Origin of the sequence: Polaribacter sp. 20A6 (genome assembly GCF_011378915.1) — a bacterium.
In the GTDB taxonomy this organism is placed as follows: Bacteria; Bacteroidota; Bacteroidia; order Flavobacteriales; family Flavobacteriaceae; genus Polaribacter; species Polaribacter sejongensis.
In genome coordinates, this window is the sequence record NZ_WTPZ01000002.1 from 321440 (window position 1) to 341869 (window position 20430).

A 20430-nucleotide genomic window follows, 5' to 3' on the forward strand; every position below is an offset into this window, starting at 1 on the left:
AGATATTATGAAAATAGCAGTAACATCAGCAAGCGGAAAATTAGGAGCATCCATTGTAAAACACTTAATTAAAGCGATAGGAAAAGAAAATGTAATAGGAATTGCTCGTACACCAGAAAAAGCAGCCTATTTAGATGTAGAGATTAGAAAAGGAGATTATAACAATCGAGAAGATTTTGAAAAAGCATTGCAAGGAGTAGATGCAGTTCTTTTAGTTTCTGGAATGGATGATCCGCAGAAAAGAATTATACAACATAGAAATGTAATTGAAGCAGCTAAAAGTAACGGCGTTCAAAAAATAGTGTATACAAGTATTGTGGGTGCAGAAGAAAACAATGCATTTAGTCCAATTGTGCAAACAAACAGACAAACGGAAAAAGATGTTATCAATTCTGGTTTGGATTGGGTTATTGGAAGAAACGGTATTTATATTGAACCGGATTTAGAATATATTGATACTTATGTAAAAGAAGGCGAAATTAGAAATTGTGCAGGTGAAGGTAAATGTATGTATACAAGCAGAGAAGAATTAGGTTTTGCGTATTCAAAAATACTTTTAGAAGAAAAACAGAATGGTAATACCTACAATTTAGTTGGAGAAGCAATTACCCAAAGTGAATTAGCATCTTTAATAAACCAGGTTTATGATACCAATTTAGTCTATAATTCTGTTTCTTTTGATGCCTATGCTACCGAACGAAAAGCAGCATTGGGCGATTTTATAGGAACTGTAATTGCCGGAATTTATGAAGGCGTAAAAGAAGGTGCAAATGAGGTTCCTTCAGATTTTGAAAAAGCGACTGGTAGATTGCATCAATCTCCTTTAGAAATGATGAAAGTGTTTAAAGGGATGTAAAAAAGCTCAAATTTTTACTTGAAGATGCTACAATTCAAACTTCAAATTATAGCGCAAAACCTAGAATAACATATTTGTAAGAACTTATTTTTCATATCCTTAGAATTATATACTTTAAATTAAACTATCTTTAATTTTTATAGTCTAAGGTTTATGAAATCAACACATATACAGCATTTATATAACAGAGTTGGTTTTGGTATTACACCAAAAGAATTGGCTCGTTTATCTAAGAAAAGTAAAAAAAACGTAGTTAACGAATTATTTACTTCTTCAAAGAACACAACTATTTTATCGGTAGATACTTCTTTTTTAAAAGGTATTTCTTTTAAAGATGTCAAGGATAAAAACAAACGTAGAGAACTTCAAAAAATTAGTAGAAAAAAAGTACAAGAACTTTCTACAGCTTGGTTTGAAAGGTTAAATAATCCATCAGAAATTTTACGTGAAAAAATGACCTTGTTTTGGGCAAATCATTTTGTATGTGAAAATAAAAACATATTATATGTACAGAGCTACAATAATATGTTGCGAAAAAATGCTTTAGGGAATTTTAAAGATTTCACAAAAGCAGTTTCTAAAGAAGCGGCAATGCTTAACTATTTAAACAACAAACAGAACAAGAAAAAAAGTCCGAATGAGAATTTTGCGCGCGAATTAATGGAGCTTTTTACCTTAGGACAGGATAATTATACAGAACAAGATATAAAAGAATCTGCAAGGTCTTTTACAGGATATAATCATAATTATAAAGGACATTTTGTGTTTAAGGAAGGACAACATGATGGTGGTGAAAAGTTGTTTTTCGGAAAATCTGGTAATTTTCAGGGTGATGATATTATAGATATCATTCTAGAAAAAAAACAATGTGCACGTTTTATATCAGAAAAAATTTACAGCTATTTTGTCAATGAAAACATTAATGAAAAGCATGTAAATGAAATGGTAGAGGTGTTTTATAAAGATTACAGCATAGAAAATTTAATGCGCTTTGTATTGCTTTCTAATTGGTTTTATGCTGATGAAAATATTGGAACCAAAATAAAATCGCCTATTGAATTTTTGGTAGGAATAAACACCATTGTACCTTATAAAATAGAAAAACCGAGACAAGTTTTATTACTGCAACGTTTATTAGGGCAAATTTTATTGAGTCCGCCAAATGTGGCTGGTTGGAAAACTGGTAGAAACTGGATTGACAGCAATACCATTGTTACCCGTTTGCGTTTGCCTTCTGTTTTGTTAAACAATGCCGAAATTGCGTATTCAGAAATTGGTGATGAAGAAACCATGATTACCGATTTTAAGAAAAGAAAACTACGAAGAAAAGCCTTTATAAAAGTTTCTGCAGATTGGAGTTCTTTTGAAGAAAATTATAAAAAGGAATCTAATAAGGAATTGGTACATCAAATAATTACATCGAAAATAAATAGTGGAACTGAAGAAATGTTAGAAAGAAATCAGCAACTTTCCAAAAGAGATTTTGTTGTGCAATTAATGAGTTTACCTGAATATCAACTTTGCTAAATTATTAACCACATGAAACGTAGAGATTTTTTAAAACAGACAACTTTTGCTTCAGGAATGTTTTTTGTGCCTCAATTTTTAAAGGCTTTTGAACAGCTTCCTGTGAAAACATTTAGCCATAAAAAAGTAGTAATTATTCAGTTAAAAGGGGGTAATGATGGCTTAAATACGGTGATTCCTTTTAATAACGATATTTATTATCAACAAAGAAATAACATCGCCATAAAACAAAACGATGTATTTAAAATTTCGGATGAAGTTGGACTTCATAAAAGTCTAAAACCATTAGAAGATTTGTATAACAAAGGTTTTGTAAGTATTATAAATAATGTTGGGTATCCGAACCCTAATTTATCACATTTTAGATCTACAGATATTTGGCAAACGGCTAGTGATAGTAATGAATATTTACAAAATGGTTGGGTAGGTCGTTATTTAGATTACACCAAAGGAAATCCATATGCTGCCATTGAAGTTGATGAAAGTTTGTCTTTAATGATGAAAGGAAATACACAAAACGGATTGGCAATTACGGACCCAAAAATGTTTTACAATTCTATGCGAGCTCCGTTTTTTAACAATGTGGTAACCAATTATGATGATGCCCATTTAAGCGAACATAACTTAGGCTATTTGTACAACACCATGATTGATGCAAAATCATCTGCAAAACACATTTACGAAAAAAGTAATACAAAAAGTACGTCTGCAGAATTTCCTAAAAATATCTTTGGAAAACAGTTGAATACTATTTCTCAGTTTATAAACTCTGGATTGGAAACACAAGTATATTATGCAGGTTTAAGTGGTTTTGATACACATGCAAACCAAGCAGGTACACAAGAAAGATTATTAAAAGTGTATGCAGAAAGTATGGAAGTGTTTATAAATGATTTACAAAAAAACAACACTTTTGAGGATGTGTTAATTCTTACGTTTTCAGAATTTGGAAGACGTGTAAAACAAAACGAATCTAAAGGGACAGATCACGGAACAGCTAACAATGTTTTTGTGATGGGTAAAAACTTAAAGCAACAAGGTTTGTATAATAACTTACCTAATTTAGGCGATTTAGATAAAAACGGAAACCTTAAATATGAAATAGATTTTAGAGAGATTTACGCAACAATTTTAGACAAATGGTTACAAGTAGATGATGTGGCTATTTTAAATAAATCATTTTCTAAATTGAATTTTGTTTAATATTTCTCATATCCAGAATACGTTTTAATTAAACGATGCATGTAAATTTGGAAAGTCGAAATCTTAAAGTTATCTTTGATAATTAATCAATATTTTATTTTAATACTGCAATGAAATCAATAAAAAGAAAATATCTACAAAGCTTTTATGAGACGCTCGTCCATGGCTTTGTTTGTGCTTCTTTTTCTTTTGCAATGTATAGAAAACGTAAAATTATCTTTGTGTCTTAATTAGGCATTTCGAGTGTGCCTACACAACTCTATTTCATTATTTCTTATAGAAGATATTCAAAATAACAAATTGAATGGCTTTACTCGCATATGTAATAATGTTTCCATTTAGAGTTTACGATACTGTTTTTCTTATATATAAATTTAAAATAATAATATCATGGCTGTATTGAGAAAAAAGCTCACAAAAGCAGAATTAAACGAGAAAAAACAAGAGAAAATTTTAAAGAAATTAGAAGATAAAAAAATGAAGAAGCGGAAGTCCAGAAAGTAGCCTATAAATTTTAATATCCCTTTGCAAGAAGAGGTTGTCTTAAAAGTATTAAACGTTGTCTTACTGACATAAAAACACTTTTTTAGACGACCTCTTTTTATTTAATGATACTGCACTTTTCTAATTACACGCATAGCTTCCTTATACTTTATATACGTTGTTTTATCTTTTAAATCTTTTAGGTAGGTTTTTACCTTCTTTAACTGTTTAGAGACGTCTATATAACCGTGTAAATAACAGATTAAATAATTGGTAGGTAAACGTAACACATCCGCATCTTCAATTACAGAAAGAGGGATGTTGTTTTCAATTTTTTTTACAATAGCATTGCAATCATTGTAAATGTGATGTATAATGTTTACATCAAATTTTGGAGGAACAAACAAGAATTCTTTTACAATGTCATGCTGCCCGTTTTCTTTAAAATGGATAATTGTTTTCTCTAAAGGATACAATTCTTCCTGCTTTTCTAATCCTAAATAGATGTACTCGGTGATAATAAAAGAGTGCTGATTATAACTAATTTGTACATCATCTAAAGCCGAAAAAAACAACTTTACTTGCTCGTTAATTAATTCGATATCTACTCTAGAAAAATAAACTTCATCGTTTATAAGCTTTTTTTCTCCTGCCCAACACAGCACAAATTGCTCATTAAAAACTTTATATTGTGGGTTGTAGGCTGATTTATGATTGTTGATGAAATCGAAAACACCATCTAAGGTTAGTTCTATATTGTTACGTGCATTTTTCTCTATTGCCTCAACAATATCTTTGTTGGTATTTCGCAATTCAAAATTTCCGGAAGAAGGTATAGAGTTACTTCCTCTTCTATAAAAAGTAGTTCCTTTTCTATATTTCCAAGTGTTTTTTAAAAGTGATGTAATCTTATTATTCGGATGAATGGTAACCAAACCAATAACTTTATGACGCTGTAAGCTAGGAAAAGGAACATTTTCATATTCAATTTTTGGAGGATTTTTTAAATAAGCATTTACCAAATTCTGAATCTTGCTATCATCATAAAAATCGACACCAATAATTTTGTTTTCTTCATCTTCAACACCAATAACGATGTAAGAATTATTTTCTGGATTGGAATTAGAAAGTGCACAAATATGTTTTAAAAACTTTGCTTTTCCATCTTTTGCACTTAATGATAATTTTTGCTTCTTATCATAAAAACTATTCTCATCGTTGTGAGAAAGTAGGTTTTTGATTAAAAGTCTTTTGTTTATCATTTTATGGCATTTCTTCTCCTTGGCTAGCTTCTAAAAGTAGAAACCAATCTTGTAGCTCTAAATTAATTTCTAAAGCTTTATTTGCGTTTAAAATTCGTTCTTTATTTGTGGTTCCAATCACAGGAGATATTTTTGAAGGATGTTTTAAAATCCATGCTAATAATAACACATCTTCAGAAACCATGTATTTTGCTACTAATGTTTTTAAAACTGCTTTTACTCTTTCTGTTTGTGCTGTTTTTTTTCTAAAAACACTTCCTAAAGGACTCCAACACATTGGCTGCATACTTTTTTGTAGCATTTGATCTAAATTGCCATTTTGCATTGCATTATGATGTGTTAAAGAAAATTCTATTTGATTTACAGAAACAGGAATTTTATCAGCAATTAAATCAACTTGAGAAGGCGTAAAGTTTGAAACTCCAAAATTGATTATTTTTCCACTTTCTTGCAATGCTGTAATGGCTTCTGCAATTTCGTCAGGTTGCATAAGCGGACTTGGTCTGTGCAGTAAAAAAGTATCAAGATAATCTGTTTTTAAGTTTTTTAAAGTAGATTCTACACTCCAAATAATATATTCTTTCGAATAATTATAATGTTTTAATGTATTATCTCTTGCTTCTCCAACAAGTTGGATACCACATTTAGATATTAACTGAATTTCTTCACGCGGAATGCCAGTTTCTACAAACGCTTTTCCAAATTCAGCCTCTGTAGAATAATCCCCATAAATATCTGCATGATCGAATGTTGCATTACCGTTTTCTACGCAGAATTGAATCATCTCAATTTGTTTTTTAGTAGAAAATTGTTTTCCCCATTTCCCCCAAGACATACACCCAATTATAATTTCTGATTTTGGCATTTTAATCTCTATTTAAAATTGTTGGTGTTGCTTGCGCTGTTGGGTACACTACTAAATCTTCTATATTAACATGATACGGTCTAGAAATTACAAAATAAATAATATCTGCAATATCATCCGCTTGTAAAGCTTTATAACCAGCATACACAGATTTTGCCTTTTCTATATCACCTTTAAAACGAACATCTGAAAACTCAGTTTCTACCGCTCCAGGATGAATTGCAGACACACGAATGTTATGTTTATTTAAATCGATTCTCATTGCCTTATTTAAAGCATCTACAGCGTGTTTAGAAGCACAATACACATTTCCGTTAGGATAGACATCTTTTGCGGCTATAGAGCCAATATTTACAATAAAACCATTGTTTCTTTTTGTCATCTGCGGAATGATAGCTTTGGAAACGTATAACAAGCCTTTTACGTTAATATCTAACATAGCATCCCAATCATCTATATCGCCATCTTGTATGCTAGACAAACCATGTGCATTCCCTGCATTATTTATTAAAATATCAATTTGTTTAAAGTTTTCGGGTAATGAATTTATGGCTGTTGCAACTTCTTCTCTTTTAGAAATATCAAATTGTAAAGTGGTTACTTCTGTAAGTTTACTTAAAGTTTCTTTAAGTGCTGATAATCGTTCTGCTCTTCTTCCGCAAAGAATTAAACGGATGTTATTTTTTGCGAAAATTTCTGCTGTTGCTTTTCCAATTCCAGAAGTAGCTCCGGTTATAAATGCTGTTTGTTTCATTTGTCTTTTTTCTATTATTCCTGCGGTAGCAGTAATCTAATTCAATCCGTAAAATTGTTCTATAAAATTAAGAAAACATATTTTGATAGTCAGAGTTTTAGGGTTTAATTTTTATCAAATTATAAACAAAGAAAAAACCGTCCTCCACAGGACGGTTTATCTTTCAATTGGTAACTACTCCAATCAAAAATCAACTAACCAAACTTTATTTTAAATTTCTTCTTTCTTTTGTTTCTCTTATTACCTTAGTACGTTTTCTACCATCATTCCTTACAATATCTTTTGCACTTGTTTTAGAATTTTCACTTTTCTTAAATTCTAAATAACCTATTCCAGAAAACTCGTAAGTTTTTCCTGATTCATAATTATAAAGTGCTATCGTTCTATCATTAATAACGTCCAACTTAAACTCTTCTGTATCTCCGTTGTCATAATATAATGTTAAATCCTTTATGTCTTCAAATCCATTGATATCAAAGATTTCATATGCACCAACGTAATCCCAAATACTATAATCAACTTTTGTGCCAACTCCTTCTTGAGAACTATAAAATGTTGTTATATTTTTGGGTGTAAATGCTAAATAATTTTCATTATCAAAGGCATTTGTTAAGCCTCCTTTTGTACTTATTTTTTCCCAAGCAATATATTCTTGCAAAAAGTATTCTATGTTTTCGTAAAATAATTTATCATAGTCAAATTGACTTACCTGATACCCAATTAAGTAATAGGTAACATTCTGTCTGTAATTATATAATTTTATTTCATTGTTAGAAAGTACAGTAACTTCAAAGTCGTTTGCACCGTCTATATCATGATCTGTTTCCAATTCCCCATTATACGTATTGTATGTTCCAACAACAATTCCAAAACCATTTCCGGTTCTTCCAATATCTACAATATTATTGTTTGCGTATAAAATTCCATTTACAAATGATAAAGTAAATGCTCTAGAAACATAAGGGATGTCTCCACTTCCTGTTGTTCTGTGATAATCTACATACCATAAATCATAATCTGTGACTACTTGCTCTAAAGAAACTTGGTAATTATCGTCAACTGTAGAACAAGAACTTAATAGTGTTCCGGTAATGATTATTGTTATAAGTAGTTTTATTGATTTCATAAGCTTGAATTTTACTGTTATGCTTACGTAATTTCAAAATACGTGCCAAAAATAAAAACCACTCATAATTGAGTGATTTTTAAAGAATCTTTTTGCATCTTATTGTATTTGTTGAGTAGGTTTAGTATCCCTTTCTTTAATATCTTTTATTTTATAATATTTTGTTTTTCCATTTAGTTGATAGGTGAGGACTGCTTCATTTTTTGATAATTCAAAAGGAATCTTTTTTTGTATGGGAAGTTTATTTCTAAATTCCTTTTTAGGGTCTAAATGAAGTGTAATATCTAAGTTTTTATTCTTTGAATTAGTATAGTTTGCTATAATTAGAGATGCTTCTTTAATTTCGACTTTTGTGGCCTTGTTTCTAAAGTATAACGAATCAAATGTAATATTCGATTTTTCTTTTAATTGAATTTGAACATTAATACCATGAATTCCTGGTTGTCCTCCAGTCCAAGTCATATAGTTTGCCGAATCAATTATAAAAGGAGTATTCTTTTCAAACTGAGTGCTTCCACATTGTGAAAAGCTCAATATAAGTAGTAAAATGGATAAAGTTTTCATAATTCTTATTTTGTAATAGAAATCAAACTATATGCCAAGGTATAAAAAAAGAGCTTATCAATTCTGATAAGCTCTTTTTTATATAAGTTTCTGCTTTCGCAGGATAATTAAAGTGTCTAATTATTCAATGCTTCTGCATTTTGAATAATTTGACTCAGTAAAAAACTTCGTCTAATTGTTCAATGCTTCTGCACCACCAACAATTTCTAATATTTCGTTAGTAATTGCTGCCTGACGTGCTTTGTTATAAGTTAACAATAAATCGTCTCTTAAATCGGTAGCGTTGTCTGTTGCTTTGTGCATTGCAGTCATACGAGCACCGTGTTCTGATGCAAAACTATCTCTAAGTGCTTTATATAACTGAGTCTTTAAAGATTTAGGTATTAAAGCTTCAACAATTTGTAATTTAGATGGTTCGTAAATATAATCAGAACTTACTGCTTCTGCATCACCACCTTCAATAGGTTTAATTGGTAAAAATTGTTCTACTTGCGGAATTTGAGTTGCAGCATTCTTAAATTGATTATAAATAAGTTCAATTTTATCATATGTACCCTCTGCAAATAGATGCATTAACTTTTCAGCAATTTCAGCTACGTTATCAAAAGTTAAATCGTCGTAAATTTCGTTATTAGCTTCTGCAATGTTATATTGTTTAGATAAAACATCTCCACCTTTTTTACCAATGGTAAATAGGTCTACATCAACATTACTGTATTTTTCTTTTACAGTTCTAATAACTGTTTTTGTAATTGATGAGTTAAAACCACCACACAAACCTCTGTTAGAAGTTACAACAACTAATAAAACTTTAGAAACCTCTCTTTGATTTGAATACACTCCACCAGCATTACTATCTAAAGTTGCACTTAAATTTTGCAACAATTCAGTTAGTTTAGATGAATATGGACGCATTGCCGTAATTGCATCTTGTGCTTTTTTTAACTTTGCAGCAGATACCATTTTCATGGCAGATGTAATCTGCATTGTAGATTTAATAGAGGTAATTCTATTACGTATTTCTTTTAAGTTTGCCATTCTATTGGAATTTTGAAATTCCCGCTTGCGCGGGAATGACAACTATTTTTTATTCGAAATGAGTAGAAATTTCTTTAGCTGCTGCTTCTAATACTGCAATTGTTTCTGGTGTTAATTTACCAGATTTTAATGTATCTAAAGTATCTCTATGTTTTGAGTTTAAGTAATCGATATAATCTCTCTCAAATTTCTTAACTTGATTTACAGGTACGTCTTTTAATAAGTTCTTAGAACCTGCGTAGATAATAGCAACTTGATCTTCTACTGAGTAAGGATCATTTTGAGCTTGTTTTAAAATTTCAACGTTACGTTGTCCTTTAGAAATTACGCTCATTGTAGCAGCATCTAAATCAGAACCAAACTTTGCAAACGCTTCTAATTCACGATATTGAGCTTGATCTAATTTTAAAGTACCAGATACTTTTTTCATTGCTTTAATCTGAGCGTTACCACCAACACGAGATACAGAAATACCTACGTTAATTGCTGGACGAACACCAGAGTTAAATAAATCTCCATCTAAGAAAATTTGTCCATCTGTAATCGAAATTACGTTTGTTGGAATATATGCTGAAACGTCTCCTGCTTGTGTTTCAATAATTGGTAATGCAGTTAAAGAACCTCCACCTTTTACAATTCCTTTTAAAGAATCCGGTAAATCGTTCATTTCACTAGCAATTTTATCATCATTGATTAATTTTGCAGCACGTTCTAATAATCTTGAGTGTAAGTAAAATACATCACCAGGATATGCCTCACGTCCTGGAGGTCTTCTTAATAATAAAGAAATCTCACGGTATGCAACTGCTTGTTTAGATAAATCATCAAAAACAATTAAAGCTGGTCTACCAGTATCTCTAAAAAATTCTCCAATTGCAGCTCCAGCAAATGGTGCATATACTTGCATTGCTGCAGGATCTGATGCATTTGCTGCTACGATTGTAGTATAAGACATTGCGCCTTTTTCTTCTAACATGTTTGCAATTGCTGCAACAGTAGAAGCTTTTTGACCAATAGCTACATATATACAATATACTGGTTCACCAGCATCGTAAAATTCTTTTTGATTTAAAATAGTATCAATAGCAACGGTAGATTTACCAGTTTGTCTATCTCCAATGATTAACTCACGTTGTCCACGTCCAACAGGAATCATTGCATCAATAGATTTAATACCAGTTTGTAATGGCTCTGTTACTGGCTCTCTATAAATAACTCCAGGAGCTCTACGCTCTAAAGGCATTTGATAAGTTTTACCTGTAATTGGTCCTTTACCATCAATAGGGTTTCCTAAAGTATCTACAACACGTCCTACAACGCCTTCACCTGCTTGTAAAGAGGCAATACGTTCTGTACGTTTAACGTTAGATCCTTCTCTAATAGAAGTTGATGCACCTAATAAAACAACACCTACATTGTCTTCTTCTAAGTTTAATACAATACCTTCTAATCCATTATCGAATTCTACTAATTCACCATATTGAACGTTAGAAAGACCGTAAACACGAGCAATTCCATCTCCTACTTGTAAAACAGTACCTACTTCGTTTAAAGTAGCTTTTGCTTCAAAATTTGTTAACTGTTGCTTTAAAATTGCTGATACTTCAGCTGGTTTGATACTTGCCATCTTTTATAATTTGATGTATAATTAAATTTTTGGAATAAAATGACTGTTGTCAAATTCCTTTTTCAATTCGTATAAATAATTAGAGATACTTGCATCATATTGCACATCTCCCACACGTAAAATAAATCCTCCTAAAATAGCCGGATTAACTACGTTCTCTATATTAGCTTTGTCTCCTGTAATGGCTACAATTTTAGCTAAAACTTTCTTTTCTATTTCTTCTGTTAAAGGAACTGCTGTAGTTACCTTTGCTACTTTTATATTCTTATCAAAATCATAAATAATAGCATATTGCTTTGCAATACTAAGAAGCATTGATATTCTTTTATTATCTTGTAATAAATGAAACAAGCCAAGTGTAATATTGTTTACTTTACCTTCAAACAAAGCTTTTAAAACTTTTGTTTTTTCTGATGGTTTAACAATAGGACTTTTTAGCATTACTTCAAAAGTTTCATTTTCAGAAATTGTACTAGCTATCAATAACATATCGTCATTTACGGCAGTTTCTTCTTTTGAATCTTTAGCAAGATTTAAAATTGCTTTTGCATAACGTATTGCTGCTCTTGCGTTTTTCATGCTTAAATTAGTTTAAAGTAACATCTTTTAAAAGTCCTTCAACTAATTCTAGTTGATCTTTTTTATTAGATAATTCTTTTTTAATTACTGATTCTGCGATACCAATAGATAATTCGGCAACGTTTTTCTTAATATCGGCTATAGCAGCTTGCTTTTCTTGCTGAATTGATGCTTGTGCTTTTTCTATTAATTTAGAAGTAACTTCTTTTGCATCTTCTTTTGCTTCTGCTAGCATATTATCTCTAATATCTCTAGCATCTTTCATCATTGCTTCTCTTTCTGCTCTAGCTTCTTTTAATAATTTCTCATTATCTGCTTGTAGATTTTGCATTTCTTTACGTGCATTTTCTGCAGCTTCTAATGCATCTTCTATACCTGTTTCTCTTTCTTCTAAAGAGTTTAGAATTGGCTTCCAAGCAAATTTTTTCATCAAAATTAATAAGATAATTAAGATTACTACTTGCATTGCAAATAAGCCTGGTGAAAAGTCGTTTAATAAAGTTTCCATTCTATTTACTAATTATATTGTTCTTTGTTTAATTTAAAAACACTTTCTGTAACCAACCGTTACAGAAATGTGTTTTCGTTTTTTTTTGAGAAAATTATTTCCCTAAGATTAATGCACCAAATGCTAATCCTTCTAATAAGGCACCAATGATGATCATTGCGGTTTGAATTTTACCAGCTGCTTCAGGTTGACGAGCAATACTTTCCATTGCTTTTCCACCGATTTGACCTAATCCAAGTCCTCCTCCGATTACGATTAATCCTGCTCCAATTAAATTGTACATACTAATTGATTTTTAAATATATTAATTAAACAAATTCTAATACTCTTTTTTGATACTTGGTTTGCACCAAGGTTTTTTAGTGATGGTCATGCTCTTCAACAGCCATTCCAATAAATAATGATGATAACATTGTGAAAATGTATGCTTGTAAAAAGGCTACTAATAATTCAATAACCATTATAAATAAAGCCAATGCTAAAGACATTCCTGTAGATGCTACAGGTCCGAATGCTTCTTTCATTGTTACCATTAATGCAATTAAACTCATTACAATAAAGTGACCCGCAGTAATGTTTGCGAATAAACGTACAAGTAATGAAAACGGTTTAATTAAAATAAAACCAGCTAATTCTATAACTGCTAATATAGGTCTTAAAATATAAGGTACACCTGGCATCCATAATGTGTGCATCCAAAAATCTTTGGTACCATTTACTAAATAGATTACCATTGTAAATAATGCCAATGCTAATGTTACAGCAATTTGACCCGTAACGTTAAATCCAAATGGAGTTAAACCTAATAAGTTTAAGATCCAGATAAAGAAAAATACGGTTAATAAAAAGCCTGTAAATTTTTTATATTTTTTCTCACCAATGTTTGGTCTTGCAATTTCGTCTCTAACGTATAAAACTAAAGGCTCTAAAACACGACTAAATCCTTTTGGTATTTGTCTTGATTTATATTGTTTTGCTAATCTAGAGAATCCTAAGAACATTAAGAATCCTGCAAATAAAATACCTACAACAGATTTAGTGATAGAAAAATCTAAAACTCTACTAGCGTTTGTAGCATGATGAGCATCATCAAAAGAAACTGTTGCAGCTCCGTTTTCTAGCTCGTAAATTTTACTGTGTATTTTTGCGAATTTTAATGCGTTTTTTTCTACAATTACATGTCCATCGTCATTATGATGAAATTCTGATGACATAAAAGTAACTAAACCTTCTGTAGTCCAAATAATAACAGGAAGAGGAAAACCTACATGTTTTCTTTCATTGGCATCATTTGTGTAAGAGTAAAATGCGAAATCATGAGAATCTTTAAGGTGATGCTCTATATAAGCTCTTACCTCTTCTTTGGTATTTACTTGTCCTCCGTCGTTTTGGTCGTCGGTCTTTTTACCTGATTCAAATGCGAAACTTGTAGTTGTAATAAGAGCTATTACAGCTATTGTCAGAAATTTGATTGTTTTTTGTGCAACACCCATTTTTAAAATACGCTTTCTAAATTTGCGGCAAAGGTATGTAATTATTCAAATACTTACACTCTTTTTTTTAGCTATTTTATTTTATTGTTTTTTGTTCAGTAATTTAGCTACAAAAAATGCATCTGTTGATAAAAAAATAAGGGTAGGAATTAGCAACGATAATTTTTCTGAAACAGTGAGTGTTTCCTTTAGAAACAGGGTGTCGTAGAAGGCTAATTTAAACAGTATTAGTTTAATAAGAATAGCGGCAAGATATATATAACTTAATTTTTTCTTGAATTTATCAACAAAAGAGAATGCAACAAAATTAGTACAAACCAATACAGAGAAACCAACATTAAATTCGTATATTTCTACTAGCTTAAAATGTAATATCACTTGGTTTTTTTCTATCAGAAAACTATGAATACCATAACAGATAGCGAAAAGTAAAACTAAGGCAATACAGTACGTAATAACAATTCTAATCATTAATTTTATTGGCTTGTTTTATCAAAGAATAGGTTGCTACAAAGATGGCAAATAATGTAATAGCTTCTGTTAAGAAAGCAGTGTTAAATTTTAGATCTAACCATTCCCCTAACAAGGAACCTAAATAAATAGTTAACCCCATTTGCAAACCCGCACCAGAGAGTCTTATTGCTTTATTAAGCGGTTTTTTCTGATCTGTTTTTTTTGTCATTACTAGAATTTAATTCTTTTACGGCTCCTTTCATAGTACAAGTTGCGTTAAATGTAGCACCTGGTTCTACAGATAGTTTGCCAATTATTACCTCTCCAGAAATGTTTGCGTTCGTTTTTATGGTTAGGGTATTTAATACCAAAAGGTTTCCAGAATATTTACCTTCTATATCCGCGTTGGTACATTCCACTTTTCCTTTAACAAAACCATCGGCACCTATAATAACTCGTCCTTTTGTCACTAATGTTCCTTCTAATGTTCCATCAATTCTAAAATCACCATCAGATTTTATGTCGCCAACAATTTTTGTATTTTTAGCAAGAACATTTCTTTCCATAACTTTTTTATTTTGTGGTTTTTTACTTTTATTACTAAACATATTACTTACTTAATTGTTTTACTATTTCTTTTGCTTTCTTTCCTTCTTCTGTATTTCCGTAGCTAACAGCTACAAAGTCCATTGCAATTTTATAAGTTTCTATATCTTGGTATTTTCCTATAGCGTAAGCTTTTAATAGCTCGAATTTTGGCAATAATTTTGAGTCTTGTAATGTTGGAAGCATTTCGTTTATTTTGGCTTCGGTTTCTTCAAACTTATCTTCTTTATATAGATAATAGATTTCTTTATAAGTCTCTTCTATTTCATTTATAGAAACAGCTTCTTCAAGAGGTTTATTCGGGTTTCTTATTATTTGTGCAAACTTAGTGGTAGGATAGTCTGTAAGAATGATGTTTTTATGTTGATTTGTTTTTATAGCACTACCTAACTCATTATAAATTTGATATAAATGCCAGTTAATTGGTAAAACTAATTCTTTGCTAGGGTTTAGACTGTTTACTCTTTCTAATCTCTCTAAAGCTAGTTTAGTGTCTTTAAATTGCTCTTTATAAATAACACCTAATTCGTATAAAGCTAGATTTCTGTTAATTTTTAAAGTGTCTATTTTTTCTTTTTCAGTAGGAATCGTTTCTAAGTAGCTCGCTAAATCGTAACGTAAATTTTTTGTATTTATAACCAAAGAGTCATTGTCTGCAATGTTGGTAGCTGCTTTTCCAGACCATCTCCAATTATCTTCTAAAGCTCTGTTTCCCCAAATTTTTGCAAATTCTGTTTTACCAAAACTTATCGATTGAGAATTGTAGAAATACCATTTTCCTTTGGTGTTTGATTTTAAAATGTTTCCGCCAAACGTATCTCCAAAGGCTTGCTGATTTAATTTTAACTGAGCTGCTTCTTCATCTTTCTCTTTTAAATCGTCTATGTATTTTTGAAAAAAAGCTTCTTGTTCGGGTTTAGAAAGTGCAACAATTCTTAAAATACTATCATTTTTAGCAACAGTATTTTCAAAATTAATTAAAGAAGCTAAGTTTTTGTGCTTTCTTTTAATACGTCTAAATTTTAAGTTTAAAGTATCTGCTGCAATGTTTATAATACTATCATAATAAGAACTTGCAACGATGTATTTTGAATTTTTATAATTGATGTTCCCTAATTTTTCGTAGGTAAATGTTTTCTGTTTTACATTGTCAGATTCAGCTCTAAGAGATTTATTATAAAACGCTACAGCTAAATTTATACTATCGTTTTGCTCGTGTAAATAACCAGCTTGATAATACAATTCATCTAAATAAGGTCTGTTTTCTCTTTCTTCAATTAAATCTTGAATTTTTTCTAAGATAGCACTGGAAGTAGAGTCGCTAGTAGAGTTTTTTGCCAATTCTATATGGGCATGCATTTTGTATTTGTAGGGCGCTTTTCTAAAGTCGATAATTCTCTGAAATGCAAGTGATGCGGAACCTTTTTTATGTTCTGAACTGTAAATCTGACCTAAAACAAATAGATTTCTAGCACCTTGGTTTCTATTATTTAGTGTTTCTGTAGCTTTATTTAGATACTTTTTAGCGTTATCTATACTGTCAGATTTTATATAGGCCATTGCTAAAGCAGTATATCCTTGTTCTCTCGTTATTTCTGGTAAATCTACTTCTAGTGTGTCTTTTACCTGAAGAAGTAATTTTAGAGATTCAATAGCGAACTCTTCATTATCATTTCTAATATTAGCTTTTGCTCTCCAAATTTTGGTTTCAGCAATTAAATTAGCATCCGGATACGTAGCAATAACATAATTAAATGCTTCTATGGCAGGTATAAAGCGTTGTTCGTAATAACGGGCTTTTCCTAATAATAGATACGCATCATCAATTTGTCTGTTGCGCTCTACATCTTTAATGTTCATTCCATGTTTTTGGATTGCTTTTACAGCTTTTTCTTCTGCAATTCCAAAAGGAGTACTCGCTTTTTCTTCTTCGTTTCCGTTGTCATCATTAAAACCAGCACCCATACCTGTATTAAAGTTTGGGATGTTAATTTTATCTTCTTCAAATTTAATTGGTTCTATAGGTATTTGTGTAAACCAATCATCTTTATAGCCTTCATTAATACCTTCAATTCCTTTATTAAAAGCTTCTTTACCATTAAATAGTACATTGTACTTAGTATTTAAGGTATGCCAGTTTCTGCTTATTACAGTATCTTTTCTTGTACTACAAGAATATAGAACTGAAAATACGGCAATTACTAAAACTATTTTTTTGGTGGTTTTCACGCAGATATATCTAGATTAAACAACTAATTTTAAAAGTAAGAAACTCTTATTTAAACTAAAATCTATAGATAATAGTATAAATTGATGCGTAAAAATAGTAATAAATTAAGAATACTAGGCTTCTACAGAAAAATAGCTTTCTAATTCCTCTAAAGTTTCTGTAGATGTTTCTATATCTTTTACCACATTCCCCTTGTCTAAAACTACTATGCGCTCACAAACTTCGGTAACGTGTGTTAAATCGTGACTAGAAATTAAAACTGTTATATCTCTGTTTTCGGTTAATTTTTTAATGATGGTTTTTAATCTTATTTGTGTGGTTGGATCTAAATTAGCAAAAGGTTCGTCTAGAATTACAACTTTCGGATCTCCCATTAATGCAGCAACAATTCCGGCTTTTTTCTGGTTTCCTTTACTTAAATCTCTCAGGTATTTTTTCTTTCCTATAATTTCTTCGTTAAAAAAGTCATTAAACTGAGTTAGAAAAGATTTTACATCTGCTTTGTTCATGCCACGTAAATCTCCAATAAAATCGAAATATTCTTCTGCGGTTAAGTAACCAATTAAAAAAGATTCGTCTATAAAAGAACCTGTAAAATTTTTCCAATCTTCACTTTGGTTTACAACAATTTTATGGTTTGTAATACTCCCTGTTGTAGGTCTAATTAAATCTAAAAGTATATTAAACAAAGTAGTTTTTCCTGCTCCGTTGTTACCAACCAAACCAAAACTTTGTCCGGTAGGAATTTCTACTGATGCTACATTTAAAACTTCTGTTTTTCCGTATTTTTTAGTAATTGTATCTATTGTAATCATTTTGATGTTGAATTTAAGGTTGATCTATTCCGATTGTTTAAAACCGTGAAGTGTTTTGTATTTATTTTGTTGGTACTTTTTTTCTATCAAATTCATTAATCCGTTTTTTGATAAAAATGAAATAACACCAACAGCTGCAATAACAATTACCGCTGTATTAAAACCGAAAAAGTGATTAACAATGGCGTAAATTATCATTGGTAAAATTAAAACAGGAATCATTACTAAAAATTGCGCTGCACTTGTACCTTGTGTATTACCAAAACCACTAGCATTTAAATCTATTCTTTTTTTATTAAATGCTCCCATATATAGCATTACTAACGGTGTAAAACCTAGATTAAAGAAGAATCCTGCAACAATTAAAAGGTATTTGTCAAAACCAAAATAAATGTACGGTGTAGATAAAACAAATAAAATAATGGTCATAACTACCATTAAAAACCATTTAGAATCTAAAAATTTTCGATAAGAAAAGTTTTGAGTCATTAACATTCTATAATGTTCACTATCCCATGCGGGTACAAATTGTCCGTAATTCATGGCAAAACCACCCGTTAAAAAAATGCAACCATATAATTGCCATATTTCTGAATCTTTGTATGTTTTTACAGTGAAGAATACTAAGCCAATTAGTAAAAATAAAAAAGACATTAAAAATACTGTTCTTGTTCTTTTATTTCGCCAAATTAATCGAATATCATTTTTAATAAAAGGAGCAACATCACCTAGTTTATCTATCATAGATAAATCAGCAGTTTTTACTTCTTCCTCTTTTTGTTTTATGGCTCCATCTAGATATATAATATTAGATAGTTGTTTAAAGTTTAAATAGTATAATATTATTGATAATAGCAGCCCAATAATGGCAAGCAAAGGGTTTTTATAAATAGTATAAAATACATCGCCAAAAAAATGAGTCATATCAAATATTTGGTATTTAAAAGATATCCATATACTTGCTATAGATATAATTATAACTCCCAGCGCAATATTATTTTTATTAATTAAGAAATTTATAAAGTTTACGCAGATTGTAATTGTCAGCATAAAAAAAGTCCAAGCTAATACACCTGTAAAATTATATCCCTTAGAAATTAAGATAAAAGCAAAAGGTATGTAGAGTGTTAAAGCACTGAAATTAAAAAAGGAGAAAATAGATTTGGTTAAAATATAGTTTACTAGTTTTTTCTTTTTTATTGATAAAATAAGCATTGGCTTTATATCCATTACAGGAATTTTCTGCATTAAATAGCGAAAAAGTAAATCTATGATTATGAAGAAAATTATAAATTTATTCGCCATAATAAAAGGGTCATTGTTAGGGAATTCTTTTTCAAGAAAGAAATAGGCTCCAATCCCAACAGAAAGAAATCCAAGAAGCATCCAAATTGCCAAAAAGCCCATTAATATTTTTATGGAAACGCTTTTCCCTAAAGAGGCAGAACGTGTAAATTGTTTCCATTCTAGCTTTAAAAAATGTGAAATCATAAGTTTTGGTAATTAGTTAGATTGATAATAAGTAGTTTAGAAATGGAATTTGTTACAGAATATTTTTAATTTTCTTTTTTTTGATAAGAATACTTCATTTATTGTACTTTTTTCATGCAATTTGTCATTTCGACTTTTCGGAGAAATCTCATACTATTGTTCCATTATGTTTTTAACTTCTTTAGGAGACTATTACTAAGATAGAAGTGATATTCGTATTCTTAAAAGTTGTTTAATCGCTTTTTACCATTTTATATTCTGGGTAGGTTTCTTGTAGTAATTCTTCTGCTTTTTGGGGAAGTATATAATTAGAAACATAAAACAAAATGCATAATAAAGTCAGTACAATAGAAATAGCGAAAATCCAATAGCTATTTAAGTGACTAAAATCTAATCTTGTTAAATTGGCAATGTTAAATAAGTTGACAAAAGTAAAACCTGTGTAGGTGTTTTTTGTCGTGCCAAGCATCTCTTCTAAAAGAAATATCTTTTCTTTTTTCACTTCTTTTTCTTTGTGCTTTTTTCTCACTTTGTAAGAATTTATGCCTTCTAATGTAATTAAAATTAAAAGAGTTGCTAAGAAAATATATTCCGAAAATTTTATCTGTAAAAGACTAAAAAATAATAGAAATACAGAAAAGGTGATGATTATTTTAGGAACTGTAAACCACTCTTTTGCAAAACGTAATATTATTTTCCAATAACGTTTATTCATGGCTTTTTGTCTGCTTTCTACAACATCCATAAAGCCAAAAATACCGAATTTTTTAAAGGATGTATCTCGAGCTTCTTCAAATGTTAAAAGTGGTTGAGCTACCCAGATTTCTTCTATGTCGTTTGCTAAATGATCTACCAATTCGGTTTGCACATCGTAATAATACACATAATGTTTTTTGGTAAATTTATAAAGTTCGTCTATTTGATTTTCTGAAAATTTCATTAACCTGAAA

At 30.2% G+C, this 20430-nt stretch carries 21 protein-coding genes; 3 read left to right on the plus strand and 18 right to left on the minus strand.

Annotated elements, in window-relative coordinates:
- Positions 1–7: 7 nt before the first annotated feature.
- From GQS57_RS05215 to GQS57_RS05225, 3 genes are all read left to right on the plus strand, one after another.
- Positions 8–856, plus strand: coding sequence for an SDR family oxidoreductase (locus tag GQS57_RS05215; RefSeq protein WP_165731522.1), 849 nt, complete (start codon positions 8–10; stop codon positions 854–856).
- Between the two features lie 153 nt (positions 857–1009).
- Positions 1010–2383, plus strand: a complete 1374-nt coding sequence (locus GQS57_RS05220; RefSeq protein ID WP_165731523.1) for a DUF1800 family protein — start codon at positions 1010–1012, stop codon at positions 2381–2383.
- A 12-nt stretch (positions 2384–2395) separates the two neighbouring features.
- Entirely contained in the window at positions 2396–3586 is a 1191-nt protein-coding gene (locus GQS57_RS05225) for a DUF1501 domain-containing protein (protein WP_165731524.1), read from the plus strand.
- A gap of 605 nt (positions 3587–4191) precedes the next feature.
- On the opposite strand, the gene GQS57_RS05230 is transcribed toward GQS57_RS05225, so the two are convergent.
- The 18 genes from GQS57_RS05230 to GQS57_RS05310 all read right to left on the minus strand — a co-directional run bounded on the left by GQS57_RS05230 (position 4192) and on the right by GQS57_RS05310 (position 20420).
- Entirely contained in the window at positions 4192–5331 is a 1140-nt protein-coding gene (locus GQS57_RS05230; RefSeq protein ID WP_165731525.1) for an ATP-binding protein, read from the minus strand.
- Position 5332: 1 nt separating this feature from the next.
- Positions 5333–6196 carry an aldo/keto reductase family oxidoreductase gene (locus GQS57_RS05235; RefSeq protein WP_165731526.1) on the minus strand — a complete coding sequence of 288 codons (864 nt, stop codon included), beginning with the start codon at positions 6194–6196 and terminating at the stop codon, positions 5333–5335.
- Position 6197: 1 nt separating this feature from the next.
- Positions 6198–6950, minus strand: a complete 753-nt coding sequence (locus tag GQS57_RS05240; RefSeq protein WP_165731527.1) for an SDR family NAD(P)-dependent oxidoreductase — start codon at positions 6948–6950, stop codon at positions 6198–6200.
- A gap of 205 nt (positions 6951–7155) precedes the next feature.
- On the minus strand, positions 7156–8076 hold the full coding sequence (locus GQS57_RS05245) for a hypothetical protein (RefSeq protein ID WP_165731528.1): 921 nt from the start codon (positions 8074–8076) through the stop codon (positions 7156–7158).
- Positions 8077–8175: 99 nt separating this feature from the next.
- Positions 8176–8640, minus strand: coding sequence for a hypothetical protein (locus tag GQS57_RS05250; RefSeq protein ID WP_165731529.1), 465 nt, complete (start codon positions 8638–8640; stop codon positions 8176–8178).
- 171 nt (positions 8641–8811) lie between these two features.
- On the minus strand, positions 8812–9678 hold the full coding sequence (atpG, locus tag GQS57_RS05255; RefSeq protein WP_165731530.1) for an ATP synthase F1 subunit gamma: 867 nt from the start codon (positions 9676–9678) through the stop codon (positions 8812–8814).
- A gap of 49 nt (positions 9679–9727) precedes the next feature.
- On the minus strand, positions 9728–11305 hold the full coding sequence (atpA, locus tag GQS57_RS05260) for a F0F1 ATP synthase subunit alpha (protein WP_165731531.1): 1578 nt from the start codon (positions 11303–11305) through the stop codon (positions 9728–9730).
- 21 nt (positions 11306–11326) lie between these two features.
- Complete coding sequence (gene atpH / locus GQS57_RS05265; RefSeq protein WP_165731532.1) at positions 11327–11884, minus strand: ATP synthase F1 subunit delta; 558 nt, start codon at positions 11882–11884, stop codon at positions 11327–11329.
- Positions 11885–11891: 7 nt separating this feature from the next.
- Positions 11892–12392: a F0F1 ATP synthase subunit B gene (locus GQS57_RS05270; protein ID WP_165731533.1), complete on the minus strand. Its 501-nt coding sequence runs from the start codon at positions 12390–12392 to the stop codon at positions 11892–11894.
- A gap of 94 nt (positions 12393–12486) precedes the next feature.
- Positions 12487–12675: an ATP synthase F0 subunit C gene (atpE, locus tag GQS57_RS05275; protein ID WP_068447578.1), complete on the minus strand. Its 189-nt coding sequence runs from the start codon at positions 12673–12675 to the stop codon at positions 12487–12489.
- Between the two features lie 76 nt (positions 12676–12751).
- The gene (gene atpB / locus GQS57_RS05280) at positions 12752–13885 is read right to left on the minus strand and encodes a F0F1 ATP synthase subunit A (protein WP_165731534.1); all 1134 of its coding nucleotides are present in this window, start codon (positions 13883–13885) and stop codon (positions 12752–12754) included.
- An 81-nt stretch (positions 13886–13966) separates the two neighbouring features.
- Positions 13967–14356, minus strand: coding sequence for a DUF6168 family protein (locus tag GQS57_RS19205; protein ID WP_368855179.1), 390 nt, complete (start codon positions 14354–14356; stop codon positions 13967–13969).
- Positions 14349–14567, minus strand: coding sequence for an AtpZ/AtpI family protein (locus tag GQS57_RS05285; protein WP_165731535.1), 219 nt, complete (start codon positions 14565–14567; stop codon positions 14349–14351). Before GQS57_RS05285 ends, GQS57_RS19205 begins: the two co-directional genes overlap by 8 nt.
- Positions 14533–14904, minus strand: a complete 372-nt coding sequence (locus tag GQS57_RS05290) for a polymer-forming cytoskeletal protein (RefSeq protein ID WP_240915436.1) — start codon at positions 14902–14904, stop codon at positions 14533–14535. Before GQS57_RS05290 ends, GQS57_RS05285 begins: the two co-directional genes overlap by 35 nt.
- A 43-nt stretch (positions 14905–14947) precedes the next feature.
- On the minus strand, positions 14948–17173 hold the full coding sequence (locus GQS57_RS05295) for a tetratricopeptide repeat protein (protein ID WP_165731537.1): 2226 nt from the start codon (positions 17171–17173) through the stop codon (positions 14948–14950).
- A 114-nt stretch (positions 17174–17287) separates the two neighbouring features.
- Positions 17288–17989, minus strand: coding sequence for an ABC transporter ATP-binding protein (locus GQS57_RS05300; RefSeq protein ID WP_165731538.1), 702 nt, complete (start codon positions 17987–17989; stop codon positions 17288–17290).
- A gap of 24 nt (positions 17990–18013) precedes the next feature.
- Positions 18014–19480 carry a DUF5687 family protein gene (locus tag GQS57_RS05305; RefSeq protein ID WP_165731539.1) on the minus strand — a complete coding sequence of 489 codons (1467 nt, stop codon included), beginning with the start codon at positions 19478–19480 and terminating at the stop codon, positions 18014–18016.
- A gap of 232 nt (positions 19481–19712) precedes the next feature.
- Positions 19713–20420, minus strand: coding sequence for a hypothetical protein (locus GQS57_RS05310; protein ID WP_165731540.1), 708 nt, complete (start codon positions 20418–20420; stop codon positions 19713–19715).
- Positions 20421–20430: the final 10 nt, after the last annotated feature.